This is a genomic window from Escherichia sp. 20412-1 (genome assembly GCF_003027595.1).
GTDB classification, from domain to species: Bacteria; Pseudomonadota; Gammaproteobacteria; order Enterobacterales; family Enterobacteriaceae; genus Escherichia; species Escherichia marmotae.
The window spans coordinates 268,189-283,857 of record NZ_PYQM01000001.1; the positions used below are offsets into that span (position 1 = coordinate 268,189).

The 15,669-nt window shown below is 47.9% G+C and carries 17 protein-coding genes and 1 pseudogene; 7 read left to right on the top strand and 11 right to left on the bottom strand.

The genetic code is table 11. From position 1 onward, the window contains the following. Window positions 1-11: 11 nt before the first annotated feature. From C7B16_RS01500 to C7B16_RS01510, 3 genes are all read left to right on the top strand, one after another. Entirely contained in the window at window positions 12-1,031 is a 1,020-nt protein-coding gene (locus C7B16_RS01500; protein ID WP_107179280.1) for a Zn-dependent oxidoreductase, read from the top strand. 57 nt (window positions 1,032-1,088) lie between these two features. After that, complete coding sequence (gene ydfJ, locus C7B16_RS01505; RefSeq protein WP_105275944.1) at window positions 1,089-2,456, top strand: MHS family MFS transporter YdfJ; 1,368 nt, start codon at window positions 1,089-1,091, stop codon at window positions 2,454-2,456. A gap of 93 nt (window positions 2,457-2,549) precedes the next feature. Continuing rightward, entirely contained in the window at window positions 2,550-3,995 is a 1,446-nt protein-coding gene (locus C7B16_RS01510) for a mannitol dehydrogenase family protein (protein WP_107179281.1), read from the top strand. 35 nt (window positions 3,996-4,030) lie between these two features. Here C7B16_RS01510 and ydfZ read toward each other — a convergent pair whose 3' ends face one another. The 3 genes from ydfZ to ydfG all read right to left on the bottom strand — a co-directional run bounded on the left by ydfZ (window position 4,031) and on the right by ydfG (window position 5,930). Continuing rightward, the gene (ydfZ, locus tag C7B16_RS01515; protein ID WP_000214710.1) at window positions 4,031-4,234 is read right to left on the bottom strand and encodes a putative selenium delivery protein YdfZ; all 204 of its coding nucleotides are present in this window, start codon (window positions 4,232-4,234) and stop codon (window positions 4,031-4,033) included. A gap of 174 nt (window positions 4,235-4,408) precedes the next feature. After that, the gene (locus tag C7B16_RS01520; protein WP_000215557.1) at window positions 4,409-5,095 is read right to left on the bottom strand and encodes a GntR family transcriptional regulator; all 687 of its coding nucleotides are present in this window, start codon (window positions 5,093-5,095) and stop codon (window positions 4,409-4,411) included. An 88-nt stretch (window positions 5,096-5,183) separates the two neighbouring features. After that, window positions 5,184-5,930 (bottom strand): bifunctional NADP-dependent 3-hydroxy acid dehydrogenase/3-hydroxypropionate dehydrogenase YdfG, encoded by a 747-nt coding sequence (ydfG, locus tag C7B16_RS01525; protein WP_107179282.1) that lies wholly within the window; start codon window positions 5,928-5,930, stop codon window positions 5,184-5,186. A 129-nt stretch (window positions 5,931-6,059) separates the two neighbouring features. Here ydfG and dcp point away from each other — a divergent pair, with 129 nt between their 5' ends. Next, window positions 6,060-8,105, top strand: a complete 2,046-nt coding sequence (gene dcp, locus C7B16_RS01530; protein ID WP_107179283.1) for a peptidyl-dipeptidase Dcp — start codon at window positions 6,060-6,062, stop codon at window positions 8,103-8,105. Window positions 8,106-8,482: 377 nt separating this feature from the next. After that, window positions 8,483-9,373 (top strand): diguanylate cyclase DgcZ, encoded by an 891-nt coding sequence (gene dgcZ / locus C7B16_RS01535; RefSeq protein ID WP_000592792.1) that lies wholly within the window; start codon window positions 8,483-8,485, stop codon window positions 9,371-9,373. 114 nt (window positions 9,374-9,487) lie between these two features. Here the strand turns inward: dgcZ and mgtT are convergent, their stop codons facing one another. The 4 genes and pseudogenes from mgtT to ydeE all read right to left on the bottom strand — a co-directional run bounded on the left by mgtT (window position 9,488) and on the right by ydeE (window position 11,206). Beyond that, window positions 9,488-9,592 (bottom strand): protein MgtT, encoded by a 105-nt coding sequence (gene mgtT / locus C7B16_RS24965; RefSeq protein WP_214678605.1) that lies wholly within the window; start codon window positions 9,590-9,592, stop codon window positions 9,488-9,490. Then, window positions 9,592-9,687, bottom strand: a complete 96-nt coding sequence (mgtS, locus tag C7B16_RS01540) for a protein MgtS (RefSeq protein ID WP_107179284.1) — start codon at window positions 9,685-9,687, stop codon at window positions 9,592-9,594. Before mgtS ends, mgtT begins: the two co-directional genes overlap by 1 nt. 107 nt (window positions 9,688-9,794) lie before the next feature. After that, a pseudogene (locus C7B16_RS01545) lies at window positions 9,795-9,977 on the bottom strand (helix-turn-helix domain-containing protein); the annotation flags it as partial. Between the two features lie 41 nt (window positions 9,978-10,018). Continuing rightward, the gene (ydeE, locus tag C7B16_RS01550; protein ID WP_001054142.1) at window positions 10,019-11,206 is read right to left on the bottom strand and encodes an efflux MFS transporter YdeE; all 1,188 of its coding nucleotides are present in this window, start codon (window positions 11,204-11,206) and stop codon (window positions 10,019-10,021) included. Between the two features lie 194 nt (window positions 11,207-11,400). Here ydeE and eamA point away from each other — a divergent pair, with 194 nt between their 5' ends. Further along, window positions 11,401-12,300 carry an O-acetylserine/cysteine exporter gene (gene eamA / locus C7B16_RS01555; RefSeq protein ID WP_000087186.1) on the top strand — a complete coding sequence of 300 codons (900 nt, stop codon included), beginning with the start codon at window positions 11,401-11,403 and terminating at the stop codon, window positions 12,298-12,300. Window positions 12,301-12,330: 30 nt separating this feature from the next. Here eamA and marB read toward each other — a convergent pair whose 3' ends face one another. Genes marB through marR form a run of 3 tightly spaced genes read right to left on the bottom strand, consistent with a single transcriptional unit; the run spans window position 12,331 to window position 13,419 of the window. Beyond that, the gene (gene marB / locus C7B16_RS01560; protein WP_000803534.1) at window positions 12,331-12,549 is read right to left on the bottom strand and encodes a multiple antibiotic resistance protein MarB; all 219 of its coding nucleotides are present in this window, start codon (window positions 12,547-12,549) and stop codon (window positions 12,331-12,333) included. A 31-nt stretch (window positions 12,550-12,580) separates the two neighbouring features. Next, the gene (gene marA, locus C7B16_RS01565; RefSeq protein ID WP_000091195.1) at window positions 12,581-12,964 is read right to left on the bottom strand and encodes an MDR efflux pump AcrAB transcriptional activator MarA; all 384 of its coding nucleotides are present in this window, start codon (window positions 12,962-12,964) and stop codon (window positions 12,581-12,583) included. A 20-nt stretch (window positions 12,965-12,984) separates the two neighbouring features. Beyond that, window positions 12,985-13,419, bottom strand: a complete 435-nt coding sequence (marR, locus tag C7B16_RS01570) for a multiple antibiotic resistance transcriptional regulator MarR (RefSeq protein WP_000843428.1) — start codon at window positions 13,417-13,419, stop codon at window positions 12,985-12,987. Between the two features lie 211 nt (window positions 13,420-13,630). Here marR and marC point away from each other — a divergent pair, with 211 nt between their 5' ends. Next, window positions 13,631-14,296 carry an NAAT family transporter MarC gene (gene marC / locus C7B16_RS01575; protein ID WP_000885037.1) on the top strand — a complete coding sequence of 222 codons (666 nt, stop codon included), beginning with the start codon at window positions 13,631-13,633 and terminating at the stop codon, window positions 14,294-14,296. A 159-nt stretch (window positions 14,297-14,455) separates the two neighbouring features. On the opposite strand, the gene ydeA is transcribed toward marC, so the two are convergent. Further along, the gene (gene ydeA / locus C7B16_RS01580) at window positions 14,456-15,646 is read right to left on the bottom strand and encodes an L-arabinose MFS transporter (protein WP_000210461.1); all 1,191 of its coding nucleotides are present in this window, start codon (window positions 15,644-15,646) and stop codon (window positions 14,456-14,458) included. Window positions 15,647-15,669 lie beyond the last annotated feature (23 nt).

The window sequence follows — 15,669 nt, forward strand, 5'->3', positions numbered from 1 at the left end:
GGAGTAAAATAATGAAAAGCATCTTAATTGAAAAACCGAATCAACTGGCGATTATCGAACGGGAAATACCTACCCCATCAGCGGGTGAAGTGCGAGTAAAAGTGAAACTCGCCGGGATTTGTGGATCGGATAGTCATATTTATCGCGGTCATAATCCATTTGCGAAATATCCGCGCGTCATTGGGCACGAGTTTTTTGGCGTGATTGATGCCGTAGGTGAAGGCGTAGTGAACACCAGAGTTGGCGAACGTGTTGCGGTAGATCCGGTAGTCAGTTGCGGACATTGTTATCCGTGTTCAATTGGTAAGCCGAACGTCTGCACAACGCTAGCAGTATTAGGTGTTCACACCGACGGCGGTTTTAGCGAATATGCGGTAGTTCCGGCAAAAAACGCGTGGAAAATTCCCGATGCAGTGGCTGATAAATTCGCGGTAATGATCGAACCCTTTACCATTGCGGCGAACGTTACCGGACACGGTCAACCGACTGAAGATGACACCGTGCTAGTTTATGGCGCAGGTCCAATTGGTCTGACTATTGTTCAGGTATTAAAGGGGGTCTATAACGTTAAAAATGTGATTGTTGCCGATCGCATTGATGAACGACTGGACAAAGCGAAAGAGAGCGGAGCAGATTGGGCGATTAATAACAGCCAGACACCGCTTGGCGAAATATTCGCTGAAAAGGGTATTAAACCAACATTAATTATTGATGCCGCTTGTCATCCATCAATTCTGAAAGAAGCGGTTATGCTGGCATCTCCTGCGGCACGAATTGTGTTAATGGGATTCTCCAGTGAGCCGTCTGAAGTTATTCAACAGGGAATTACTGGTAAAGAACTCTCTATTTTTTCTTCTCGGTTAAATGCCAATAAATTTCCGGTGGTTATCGACTGGCTAAGCAAAGGTTTAATTAACCCTGATAAATTAATTACCCATACCTTTGATTATCAACATGTCGCTGATGCTATTTCATTATTTGAAAATGATCAAAAGCATTGCTGCAAAGTTTTACTCACTTTTTCTGAATAATATCAATAACAGCGGATAAGCAGTACGCATCTTACCTCTTATTTAGAGATAATAATTATGACAATAGAAAAACATGAAAGAAGCACTAAGGATTTAGTGAAGGCAGCGGTATCAGGATGGTTAGGTACGGCACTTGAATTTATGGATTTTCAGTTGTACTCGCTCGGTGCAGCGTTAGTATTTCATGAAATATTTTTTCCGGAATCATCAGCCGCAATGGCGTTAATTCTGGCAATGGGAACCTACGGTGCTGGTTATGTAGCACGCATTGTTGGGGCATTTATTTTCGGCAAAATGGGCGACAGAATAGGGCGTAAAAAAGTTCTCTTTATTACCATCACTATGATGGGGATCTGTACTACCCTAATTGGTGTGTTGCCGACTTATGCACAGATTGGTGTTTTTGCGCCAATCTTGCTGGTGACTCTACGTATTATTCAGGGGTTGGGGGCTGGTGCTGAGATTTCCGGAGCTGGTACGATGCTGGCGGAATATGCGCCGAAAGGCAAACGCGGCATTATCTCCTCATTCGTCGCGATGGGAACGAACTGCGGTACTTTGAGTGCAACGGCAATCTGGGCCTTTATGTTCTTTATCCTCAGCAAAGAAGAGTTGCTGGCATGGGGATGGCGTATTCCGTTTCTCGCTAGTGTTGTGGTGATGGTCTTTGCTATCTGGTTGCGCATGAACCTGAAAGAAAGCCCGGTTTTTGAGAAAGTTAATGACAGTAAGCAGCCTGCGCCAAAAGCTGTTCCTTCTGGCAGTATGTTCCAGAGTAAATCTTTTTGGCTGGCAACGGGTCTGCGTTTTGGACAGGCAGGAAACTCTGGTTTGATTCAAACCTTCCTTGCCGGATATTTAGTGCAGACTCTGCTGTTCAATAAAGCAATTCCAACAGATGCATTAATGATCAGTTCCATTATTGGTTTTATGACGATACCTTTCCTCGGTTGGTTATCCGATAAAATTGGCCGTCGTATTCCCTATATCATTATGAATACTTCAGCCATTGTACTGGCGTGGCCAATGCTTTCTATTATCGTAGATAAAAGCTATGCTCCAAGTACCATCATGGTTGCGTTGATTGTAATTCACAACTGTGCGGTGTTGGGATTATTTGCCCTGGAAAACATTACTATGGCAGAAATGTTCGGCTGTAAAAGTCGCTTTACCCGAATGGCAATATCCAAAGAAATAGGTGGTCTTGTTGCTTCAGGTTTTGGTCCTATTCTGGCAGGCATTTTCTGCACCATGACCGAATCCTGGTATCCGATTGCAATAATGATTATGGCTTATTCTGTTATCGGATTAATTTCCGCGCTGAAAATGCCAGAAGTTAAAGACCGCGATCTGAGTGCGTTGGAAGATGCCGCGGAAGATCAACCACGTATTGTAAGAGCTGCGCAACCTTCAAGAAGTCTGTAAATCCTGAATCCCTTCTTTTACGGAGAAGGGATTTTTTATTCATATAACAAGCCATTCATCTCATCTTGCCAAATTTAAATTAAAGGAATTGTCATGGGAAATAATTTGTTATCAGCGAAGGCTACGCTTCCTGTCTATGAGCGTAATAATTTGATACCTCGAATTGTTCATTTAGGTTTTGGCGCATTTCATCGCGCGCATCAAGGCGTGTATGCCGATATTCTTGCCGCTGAACATTGCAGTGACTGGGGATATTATGAGGTCAACTTAATCGGCGGGGAACAGCAAATCGTCGATCTAAAACAGCAAGATAATCTCTATACCGTTGCGGAGATGTCCGCAGATGCCTGGACTGCTCGTGTCATTGGCGTAGTGAAAAAAGCGCTGCATGTGCAAATCGACGGTTTGGAAGCGGTACTGGCTGCCATGTGTGAACCGCAAATTGCTATTGTCTCCCTGACAATTACGGAGAAAGGTTATTTCCACTCACCGGCGAGCGGCCAGTTAATGTTGGATCACCCAATGATCGTCGCTGATCTGAACAATCCTCACCAGCCCAAAACGGCACCAGGGGTTATCGTCGAGGCGTTGGCACGACGTAAAGCGGCAGGGTTACAGGCACTTACGGTGATGTCGTGCGATAACATGCCTGAGAATGGTCATGTCATGCGTGACGTTGTCACTTCTTATGCGCGTGCTGTCGACGAAAAACTGGCGCAATGGATTGTAGAAAACGTGACTTTCCCATCGACAATGGTGGATCGCATTGTACCCGCGGTCACGGCAGAAACACTGGATAAAATCGAACAACTCGCCGGTGTGCGTGATCCGGCAGGTGTTGCCTGTGAACCTTTCCGCCAGTGGGTGATTGAAGATAACTTTGTTGCCGGACGCCCGGAATGGGAAAAAGCGGGAGCCGAACTGGTTAGTGATGTACTGCCATATGAAGAGATGAAACTGCGTATGCTCAACGGCAGCCATTCCTTCCTGGCTTATCTGGGATATCTGGCGGGTTATCAGCATATTAATGATTGTATGGAAGATGATAATTATCGCCGTGCAGCGCTTACATTAATGTTGCAGGAACAGGCACCGACGCTGAAAGTGCAGGGAGTGGATCTGCAAGATTATGCTAACCGATTGATTGAGCGCTACAGTAACCCTGCTTTACGCCATCGGACCTGGCAGATTGCGATGGATGGTAGTCAGAAACTGCCGCAACGTATGCTGGATTCTGTGCGCTGGCATTTAGCGCATGGCAGTTCATTTAATCTCCTGGCGCTTGGTGTCGCGGGTTGGATGCGTTATGTCGGCGGTGTAGATGAGCTGGGTAATCCAATTGAGATCAGCGACCCGTTATTGTCTGTGATCCAGCAGACCGTACAAAATAGTGAGGAAGGGAAAGAACGCGTGCGGGCATTGATAGCGATTGAGGCGATCTTTGGTAACGATTTGCCGAACAATGCTTTATTCACAGATAAAGTAACAGAGGCGTATTTGTCTTTATTGACTGAAGGCGCGAAAGCAACCGTGGCGTAAAAACAGCAATGCCGCCATCGGCGGCATTCACACGCTTAGTTCATGCCGAGACGAATCAGGTCCAGAGGCGCGAGTTTTTCATCACAACCTTCAACAACCACGGTTTTTCCGCGGCGGATTTGCTCTGCGGTCAGACCTTCAGTATCAATCGACAGGATCTTGCCAGTGTGACCGGTGCCGCTAACCATAACACGGCTGCCAGTGGTGATTGCGTTACGGTTACGATCGTAGGTCGTCATAGGTGTTTTCTCCTTTCTGATTTACAGTCGAAGCCCACGTAACGGGCGCAATATAAATACTCCTGTCGAGTGAATATTTTTTTGTTTATGATCAAGTTCACATCTTTTTTGATGCTTGCATGAACCAGAAGAAGGGAATGGAGTCTCATCCCGGGTGGGATGAGAGGACATGAATTACTCTTCGCTAAACCAGTCGCTGTTTTCCTGGCGGATTTGCTGCACGGATTCACTTATTTCCTGCAAATGCAGTGTCATTGCTTTTTCTACCGCAGTGACATCATGCTTTTGTAGCGCAGTAAAAATATCCATGTGTTGGCGCAGCAACATATCTGGTGGCGAGACGTGGTCAAAACTCATATAGCGTACCCGGTCAATGGTCGCTTTCAGGTTTTCAATGGTGTCCCACGCGAGCTGACAGTCGGCAATCTGCGTCAGGATTTGGTGGAAGTTATCATCAAGTTCAAAAAAATCATCCAGTTGTTTGCGTTCAATGGCTATACGTTGCTGGTGGAGATTTTGCTCAAGCAGGTAGCACTGGCTATCGGTAATCATGGTCGCCGCTCTGCGGACTACGGCGCACTCAATGGCCTGACGGATAAAACTACCGTTGCGTACCTGAGTCATGGAGATTTTATTGACGTAGCTGCCACGTTGCGGGCGAATTTGAATCAGGCCATTTTCCGCCAGCTTAATGAAGGCTTCACGAACTGGCTGGCGCGACACATTGAAACGAACAGAAACTTCTTTTTCCGATAACGGCGTACCCGGTGCAATCAGACAATGCACAATGTCGCGACGGAGAATACGATAAATCTGTTGATTGACTGGTTGCGTGGGATTGAGTTGTGTTTCGACGGTCATTCGTTCTTGCTTTTGAGTGGGTTAACTGAGCAAGTCTACCACTTTTTTGTGACAAACAATAACCCGGCGGTTAGGCCGGGTATAAAAATTAATGGCGATGGATATTCAGTCCGGCATAGCTCTGGGTAACTGGCATTATTTCCAGAGTATTGATGTTAACGTGAGCCGGGAGAGTCGCCACCCACCAGACGGCTTCACAGACATCTTCTGGCGTCAGCGCAACGGTGTTTTGATAGGTTTTTTCCGCTTTACCGTCATCGCCTTTAAAGCGGACATTGGAAAATTCAGTACCGCCGACCAGACCTGGCTCGATGTCAGTGACACGAACCGCAGTGCCATGCAGGTCAGTACGCAGATTCAGGCTGAATTGACGAACGAATGCTTTTGTTGCGCCATAAACGTTGCCACCAGCATATGGCCAGCTACCTGCCGTTGAACCAATGTTAATAATATGACCACGATTACGCTCAACCATGCCAGGCAGCACGGCACGCGTCATATACACCAGGCCTTTATTGTTGGTATCAATCATTGTTTCCCAGTCTTCGACACTGGCTTTATGTGCAGGTTCCATACCCAGCGCCAGCCCGGCGTTATTCACCAGAATATCAATGTCACGCCAATCGGCAGGAAGCGATTCCATCATCTCTTCAATAGCGGCGCGATTACGAACATCGAGCTGGGCGATATAAAGGTTATCGCCCAGCTCGTCTTTTAACTCCTGCAACCGCTCCTGGCGTCGACCCGTAGCGATAACTTTATGGCCTTGTTGAATAAAACGACGAGTAATGCATTCACCAAAACCTGCCGTTGCTCCAGTTACTAAAACGATCATCTCACTGTTCCTCAACGCTTTTGTGTGTCCCTTAACATAGCACGTGATGCTTAAGAGCAGGTAATACTGGTTTGCACTCCGTTACCAGTCAGCCTACGCTATGGGACACCTCGCGTTCAGGAGAAGAAAATGACAACAATGAACCCTTTCCTTGTGCAAAGCACACTGCCGTATCTGGCTCCCCGTTTTGATCAAATTGCAGATCATCACTATCGTCCGGCTTTCGACGAGGGGATGCGGCAAAAGCGGGCTGAGATTACCGCTATCACGATCAACCCGCAGACACCTGATTTCACTAACACGATTTTGGCGCTGGAACAGAGCGGTGAATTGCTTACCCGCGTCACCAGCGTCTTTTTTGCCATGACAGCGGCGCATACCAACGATGAGTTACAGCGTCTTGATGAACAGTTTTCCGCCGAACTGGCGGAACTGGCTAATGATATCTATCTGAACGGCGAATTATTCGCGCGGGTGGATGCAGTCTGGCAGCGCCGCGGATCCCAGGGGCTTGATAGTGAATCCATTAGACTGGTTGACGTTATTCATCAGCGTTTTGTCCTTGCCGGAGCCCAACTTGAAGATGCGGATAAAGCAAAATTAAAAGTGCTGAACACCGAAGCCGCGACGCTGACCAGTCAGTTTAACCAGCGCTTATTAGCTGCGAACAAATTCGGTGGAGTGGTGGTTGACGATATTCAGCAACTGGCAGGCATGAGTGAGCAAGAGATTGCCCTGGCGGCCGGGGCGGCTCGCGAGAAAGGTCTGGATAACAAATGGCTTATCCCACTGCTGAACACTACGCAACAACCGGCGCTTGCGGAACTCCGCGATCGTTCCACACGTGAAAAACTGTTCACTGCAGCCTGGACGCGTGCGGAAAAAAATGATGCCAACGATACCCGCGCTATCATTCAACGGCTGGTGGAGATCCGCGCGCAACAGGCAACATTACTTGGCTTCCCTCATTATGCCGCATGGAAAATAGCCGACCAGATGGCAAAAACGCCAGAAGCGGCACTCAACTTTATGCGGGAAATTGTTCCGGCGGCGCGTCAGCGTGCGAGCGATGAATTAGCGTCTATTCAGGCGGTTATCGGAAAACAGCAAGGCGGTTTTAGCGCACAGCCGTGGGACTGGGCGTTTTACGCCGAACAGGTACGTCGTGAGAAATTCGATCTTGATGAGGCGCAACTCAAACCTTATTTTGAATTAAACACGGTACTGAATGAAGGGGTATTCTGGACCGCCAATCAGCTTTTCGGCATTAAGTTTGTCGAACGGTTTGATATACCGGTATATCACCCGGATGTGCGGGTCTGGGAAATCTTTGATCATAACGGTGTTGGACTGGCGCTATTTTACGGTGACTTCTTCGCCCGTGATTCAAAAAGTGGCGGCGCGTGGATGGGTAATTTTGTCGAGCAATCTACGCTCAATGAAACGCGCCCGGTAATTTATAACGTTTGCAATTATCAAAAACCCGCCGCTGGTGAGCCTGCCTTGTTGCTGTGGGATGACGTTATTACCTTATTCCATGAGTTTGGACATACATTGCATGGTCTGTTTGCCTGCCAGCGTTATGCCACGCTTTCCGGCACCAATACGCCGCGTGATTTTGTTGAATTTCCGTCGCAAATCAACGAACACTGGGCAACGCATCCGCAGGTGTTCGCCCGCTATGCCCGACATTATCAAACCAGAGAAGCCATGCCGGAAACTCTGCAACAGAAAATGCGCAATGCCAGCCTGTTCAATAAAGGCTATGAGATGAGCGAACTGCTTAGTGCTGCGCTTCTCGATATGCGTTGGCACTGTTTGCAAGAGAATGAGGCGATGCAGGATGTGGACGATTTCGAACAGCGGGCGCTGGTGGCGGAAAATATGGATCTTCCTGCTGTACCGCCACGTTATCGCAGCAGTTATTTCGCCCACATTTTTGGCGGCGGATATGCGGCGGGTTACTACGCGTATCTGTGGACGCAAATGCTGGCAGACGATGGTTATCAGTGGTTTGTTGAGCAGGGCGGATTAACGCGTGAAAATGGGCAATATTTTCGCGAGGCAATCCTCTCTAAAGGCAACAGCGAAGATTTAGAACGTCTGTATCGTCAATGGCGCGGTAAGGCACCACAGATTGCACCAATGTTGCAACATCGCGGGCTGGATGTTTAACTCTCCCATATTGCCCCGGACTGATTCCTGCCCGGGGCAATATATACTATGTTATTCATTTCTGTTTTTAGTTTCCCACTGCTATGTCTGGAATTGTTATTCGGTATCTCCGTACATTTGTAGAATTATAATACTGCCAGATGCTCTAATCCATCTGGCCATTGTTTTCCCCCCTTCGGCATAATCAGTATTATATCTTCTGGCTTAAATTGAACCTGTTTTGCCAGATTTAATTATTTTTTTCTGCGTATTTTGTTTTAAATCACGCGGTTATGTTTTTATCCTTTAGTAAATATTTTTCTATGGAATTGTTGACATAAGTTTTCTTTTCTCCCGTTACAATAGAACGCACAAGGAACTGTGAAAAAGGAGTGGCAATGATCAAGAAGACAACGGAAATCGATGCCATCTTGTTAGATCTCAATAAGGCTATTGATGCCCATTACCAGTGGCTGGTGAGTATGTTTCACAGCGTGGTAGCGAAAGATGCCAGTAAGCCAGAAATTACAGATAACCATTCTTATGGGCTGTGCCAGTTTGGTCAGTGGATTGATCATCTGGGGCCACTCGATAACGATGAATTACCTTACGTTCGGCTAATGGATTCTGCGCATCAGCATATGCATATCTGCGGACGGGAGTTAATGCTGGCTATTGTTGAAAATCGCTGGCAGGAAGCGCATTTTGACGCATTTCAGGACGGGTTACTTTCTTTTACCGCGGCATTAACCGATTACAAAATTTACCTTTTAACTATTCGTAGCAATATGGATGTTCTGACTGGCTTACCCGGTCGTCGGGTTCTTGATGAGTCCTTTGATCATCAATTACGCAATGCTGAGCCGTTGAATCTCTATTTAATATTGCTGGATATAGACCGATTTAAATTGGTTAATGATACCTACGGGCATTTAATAGGCGATGTGGTATTACGCACGCTGGCAACTTACTTAGCTACCTGGACGCGTGATTACGAAACGGTTTATCGCTATGGCGGCGAAGAATTTATCATCATCGTCAAAGCTGCTAATGATGAAGAGGCATGCCGTGCCGGAGTTCGTATTTGCCAGTTAGTCGATAACCACGCAATTGCACATTCTGACGGGCATATCAACATAACCGTGACCGCTGGAGTCAGTCGGGCATTTCCTGAAGAGTCGCTGGATGCGGTAATCGGAAGAGCAGACAGAGCAATGTATGAAGGTAAGCAGACCGGAAGAAACCGCTGCATGTTTATTGATGAACAGAGCGTGATTACTCGAGTTTAAACACCGTTTAACATTCATTGAGAAACGTGATGCTACTGTGTCAGCGATCCGCTACCAGTGCAGGAAAATGCCTGTTAGCGTAAAAGCAAAACACAAATCAATCCATGCAAGCATTCACCGCCGGTTTACTGGCGGTTTTTTTTCGCCGTCAGAAAAATCAGGCCCCTTGTACACAACTGTAACAAGGGGCCGGTTAGGTGAGGGATTATCTCCGTTCATTAGTCATCCCATTTGTGGCTGAAATACGCGGCCAGAAAACCAGAAAATAAATTTATTCCCAGTACGGCGATAAAAACATTCATATTACCCAGCATTATTTGCCTCCGTTTATGGTGTGGTGTATTTCCTCGCTTACCTTAATTCTCATCTCAATGAGGAAGATATTAGCAGAGGTAACCTAAACGAAGGCTGAATTAGGTGGTTAATGTGATGGTGGTCGGTTGTTTTTCCGATATTGTGAAGGGGATAATAAAAAACGCTGGTGAAAATGATGACGCAGTAACGCTGAATGACTAAACCCCGTCAGCTAGGCAATTTTATCGATGTTAAAAGCCGAATTTTGCAGATAATCCTGTACGCGTATTAATCGCCGTTGTCGCAGGAAAATAATCCGCAGCGCCGTACCACACTGGCACGGCTCGTCCGTCAACAAAGCACCGGCTGCCCCCACGTTCTGGTGCGAATACCTTTTAACATCAGCATCCACGCCGCAATGATCACCAACGCTAAGATGACAAACAGCGAGGAAGGCGGCATGGTAGTGAGCACGATACCACTCACCAGTGGATTTATCGCTGCGCCAAGCCAGCCTAATGACTGGGCGGAAAAATAACTGGCTTTCATCCCCGGCGGCGCAATATGGTCAATCAACATGTACTCACCAGGGGCATAAATGATCTCACCGAGGGTAAATACCGCGGCTGAAATTCCCCAAAGTAGCAGGCTGTTGCCGGAAAAGATAAACCCGATCAGACCGACGACAAAACAGAGGGTGCCCACCGTCATTAATGCGCGAATGTTGGTCGGATTAATGCGACGACCCACGGAATATTGCAACGTAACCACCATCGCAGCATTAACCGGAAGAACAACCGCGACCACCTTTTCGGCAAAATCGCCATCAGCAATCACCATCACATATTGTGAAATGCACGAGGCAAAAGCACCGCTCACGAAAGAAGCAAGAAAAGCAGAGCAGGTGAACCACAGCAGAGCTTTATCCTGTAACAAAACTTTTGGCGACCAGACGCTACCCGCCTCTGTGGCGATAATTTTCTCGCTGCGCTTTACCCAAATTTGAATGAAAAGCATGGGGAACGCGGAACAGATGGCGGCCAGCCAAAAGGGCAGATTGATGCTTTGCATCACCAATAGCGTGCCGAGCGGTGGGCCGATGGTCCAGCCAATGTTGAGCATGGTGTAGTTGATCGAGAAGATCTTCGTTTTGCTGGTGGATGAAAGATTATCGGCAAACCAGGCTTTCAACACGGTAGCAAAAACGGAATAGGCGCAGTTGATGAGAGCAAAGAACAGCACCACCAGCGTTACGCTGTCCACCAGGGGAATGGCGATAAAACCGCTGGCGAAGGCGGTAATTGCCAGTAACATATAACGTTTCTTGTCGAACTTATCCGCCAGAATGCCAAATCCAAGGCTAAAAACCACGCCGATGGTTAGTGCAATTGTCATCGCATAACCGATCAGATCGACTCCCAGACCGTACTGGCGACTCAAATAAATGGTCATAAACGGTAGCGTGGCACCCCGTCCGATGGTTAATAACAACGATGAGGCGAGAAGGGCGCAGGTAGAGCGTCTCAGGGATAAGTTCATTTGGCTGTCCGGCGGTGCGTTTTGTTATGTTTTGTTTTCGAGATGTAAAGAAATAGCATGGCAAAAATCCGAAGTATAGCGACTTATTTGCCATTAATGCCGTCGGAAACGATGGCTAACGAATCAACTGTTAAAGAAAAGTAAATTCAGCTAAGTTGATTGCTTACAAAAGATGAAAATTCAGAGGCGGTAGAATGTCGCGAAAAGATGGGTTATTGGCGCTACTGGTTGTGGTGGTGTGGGGGCTTAATTTTGTGGTCATCAAAGTGGGACTTCACAACATGCCACCGCTGATGCTGGCCGGTATGCGCTTTATGCTGGTCGCTTTCCCGGCTATCTTTTTTGTCGCACGGCCGAAAGTACCGCTGAATTTACTGCTGGGGTATGGTTTAACCATCAGTTTTGCGCAGTTTGCCTTTCTCTTCTGCGCCATTAACTTCGGTATGCCGGCTGGACTGGCCTCGCTGGTATTACAGGCTCAGGCGTTTTTTACTATCGTGCTTGGCGCGTTTACTTTCGGTGAGCGACTGCATGGCAAACAACTGGCGGGGATCGCCTTAGCGATTTTTGGTGTACTGGTGTTAATCGAAGATAGCCTGAACGGTCAGCATGTAGCGATGCTCGGCTTTATGTTGACCCTGGCGGCAGCATTTAGCTGGGCGTGTGGCAACATCTTCAATAAAAAGATCATGTCGCATTCATCGCGTCCGGCGGTGATGTCGCTGGTGATATGGAGTGCATTAATTCCCATTATTCCGTTCTTTGTCGCTTCACTCATTCTCGATGGTTCTGCAACCATGATTCACAGCCTGGTCACTATCGACATGATCACCATTTTGTCTCTGATGTATCTGGCGTTTGTGGCGACAATTGTCGGTTATGGGATCTGGGGGACGCTGCTGGGTCGCTATGAAACCTGGCGTGTTGCACCGTTATCGTTACTGGTGCCGGTAGTTGGTCTGGCAAGTGCGGCATTATTGCTGGATGAACGATTAACGGGTCTGCAATTTTTCGGTGCGGTGCTGATAATGGGTGGGCTGTATATCAATGTGTTTGGTTTGCGCTGGCGTAAAGCGGTGAAGGTGAGAGGCTAATAAGCCCCGATATCCCGGGGCCAGAATTAATTACATGGTGTGTTGATTATAATAAGGCACGCCCAGCGCATCCGACTTATCACTGCCTGTCCCCATGTGATTTAAATCGAAAGGGGGTTGTTCCTGCGATGGAGGAACAATCACTTCATCGCCGCAGGGAGTAACGACCGGCTGCGTAGTTTGTTCCGCAAATCCCTGCGCGGAAAAGAGAATAAGCGCGGTTGCTATTGCGGATAAAAGTGGTTTCATGATTGCCTCAAGTGACGTTGTCACGTTTTAACTAACTATTGTAATGATTCAACGGATGTAAAAAGCGCGATTCGCCCTGTATATTCGCCATTCGATATTTATGCGGCGGAACATCAAAATAGTTTTTGAAGGTGCGGGTCAGGGTTTGCTGGGACTCGAAACCATAACGTTCTGCCAGATAGAGTATTGGCTCGTTACTTTCTTTCAGCTTTTGCGCGATTTCCGTCATTTTACGGCTGCGGATGTATTGACCTAATGAATGGCCAGTTTCTTTTTTAAACATCCGTTGCAGGTGCCATTTGGAGTAACCTGAACGCTCTGACACTTTTTCCAGTGACAGTGGTGATTCCAGGTTGTCCTCGATCCAGTCCAAAATGCTATGAATAGTAATAGCGTCAGTATTGCGTCTGGACATCGTCATACCTCTTTTTTTGTTTACGGCAGGACTTTCTTAAGCAAATGCTCAAGCGTTGCCACTTCGTCCGCCGTCAGGTTTTTTGTTAATTCTTGATGCAGATCCTGGCCAACTAATTGATGGCATTGTTCACATATTGCCGCGCCGCTGGCGGTGAGCTTTACCAGCACGCCGCGCTTGTCATTCGGGTTAGGCAACCGTTCCACCCAACCTTTACAGACCAGGCGATCCAGCATACGGGTCAGTGCTCCCAGGTCGACCGACAACACTTTTTTCAGCTCGACCGGTGTAATGCACGCTGCGCAGCGGATAGAGCAGAGCACCTTAAACTGTGCCGCAGTGATATCCAGCGGTGACAGATAATCGTTAAGCAGACGGTCTTTCTTCTGATTAACCATATAGATTAAGCGACCCAATGGGATGATTTCATTGAACAGGTCGCTGGTACTTTTCACATTAGTTGCCCTGGCAAGTAATTAGTTGCGGGGGATAATATTGCCTAGGCAAGTATAAGTCAAATGAATGGGTTGGCAGATGCCACGTTTTGCTAAATCGGTTCAAGTTTTGGTCAGCGCAATGCAAGGAAAGTTAAAGAGTGAAACTTTCTCCTTGTTTACCCTTTATACTTTTCGCTGATAACTAAGAGACACAGGATAACAATCACCAATGTTAGATTTGTTTAAAGCGATTGGTCTGGGGCTGGTGGTGTTACTGCCGTTAGCTAACCCGCTTACTACCGTAGCGTTGTTTCTCGGTCTGGCGGGCAACATGAACAGTGCCGAACGTAATCGCCAGTCGTTGATGGCCTCAGTGTATGTATTTGCCATCATGATGGTGGCGTATTACGCCGGGCAACTGGTGATGGATACCTTCGGCATTTCGATTCCCGGTCTGCGGATTGCAGGCGGACTAATCGTTGCGTTTATCGGTTTTCGTATGCTCTTTCCACAGCAAAAGGCAACGGACTCTCCGGAGGCAAAAAGTAAATCGGAAGAACTGGAAGATGAACCCAGCACCAATATTGCTTTTGTGCCGCTGGCAATGCCAAGTACTGCCGGGCCGGGAACCATTGCGATGATCATTAGCTCGGCGTCCACTGTGCGTCAGAGCTCAACTTTCGCGGACTGGGTACTGATGGTTGCGCCGCCGCTGATCTTTTTCCTGGTGGCGGTCATTTTATGGGGAAGTCTGCGTAGCTCTGGTGCCATTATGCGGCTGGTGGGCAAGGGAGGAATTGAAGCGATCTCCCGCCTGATGGGGTTCTTACTGGTTTGTATGGGTGTGCAGTTTATTATTAACGGCATCCTGGAAATTATTAAAACTTACCATTAAAAAAGGCCCGAATGGGCCTTTGAGACTGATAACAAAAGCAAAATTGCCTGATGCGCTACGCTTATCAGGCCTGATCTCTGCAATGTATTGAATTTGCGTGGTTTTGTAGGCCGGATAAGGCGTTCCCGCCGAATCCGGCACCGCGTTCGGGCCTTCCAATTATCGTGTCTGTTCTTCGAGTGCCACAGGCCAGCGGCGGAATATTATGATCGACCATATCAATGCGGCAAGTGCCGGAACTGCGCCCACATAACCAATCATCGACATCGACCAGTGCAGACTGACCTGATTACCCACCAGCGCCCCGGCACCAATGCCAATATTAAATATCCCGGAGAATAGCGCCATCGCAACGTCGGTGGCATCCGGTGCCAGCGCCAGCACTTTAACCTGCATCCCAAGCCCGATGATCATCATCGCGATCCCCCAGAAAATGCTCAGTACGCCGAGGTGTATCTCGCTACTTGCCGAAGGTAACAGTAACGCCAGGCACACCAGCAACAGCGCAATCGCAGCACTGACCAGAATAGATGCATACTGGTTACCAAGCTTACCGAAAATCAGGCTACCAATAATGCCCGCGCCACCGAGCATCAACAGCAATGCCGTGGCAAAGTTGGCGCTGAATCCCGCAACGTTTTGCACAAAAGGTTCGATATAGCTGTATGCCGTGTAATGGGCGGTAACGACCACCACAGTCAGCAAATAAATGCTTATCAATGCCGGGCGGCGGAACAGTTGCGGAAGGCTTTTTAATGAGCCGGAATGTTCGCTGGGCAGTAATGGCAGTAGCTTGATGAGGCACAGAAGGGTAAGAAGCGCCCCGATACCGATCGCGAGGAATGTCGTTCGCCAGCCGAAATATTGCCCCACAATGCGCCCGATAGGTAAACCTAATACCATTGCCAGTGCTGTGCCGGTGGCAATTAAACTCAATGCCTGCGCTCGCTTTCCGGCGGGTGCCATACGGATCGCCAGTGACGCCGTAATCGACCAGAAAATAGCATGAGCGAAAGCTACGCCAATACGGCTGATCACCAGAACAGTAAAACTCCACGATAAAAACGACAGGATGTGGCTGGCGATAAACACCACAAACAGGCAGATCAGCAACTTGCGGCGTTCGACCTGACTGGTCATTAGCATAAAAGGCAGTGACATTAGCGCCACTACCCACGCATAAATGGTCAACATGATACCGACTTGTGCGGTTTGCATATGGAAGCTTTGCGCAATGTCAGAAAGCAGACCAACAGGAACAAATTCAGTGGTATTGAAGATAAAGGCGGCGACTGCCAGCGTAACTACCCGTAGCCACGCCACTTTGCGGGAAACAATATTCGTTGTCATAACAGATTATCGGGTGAGTTGCG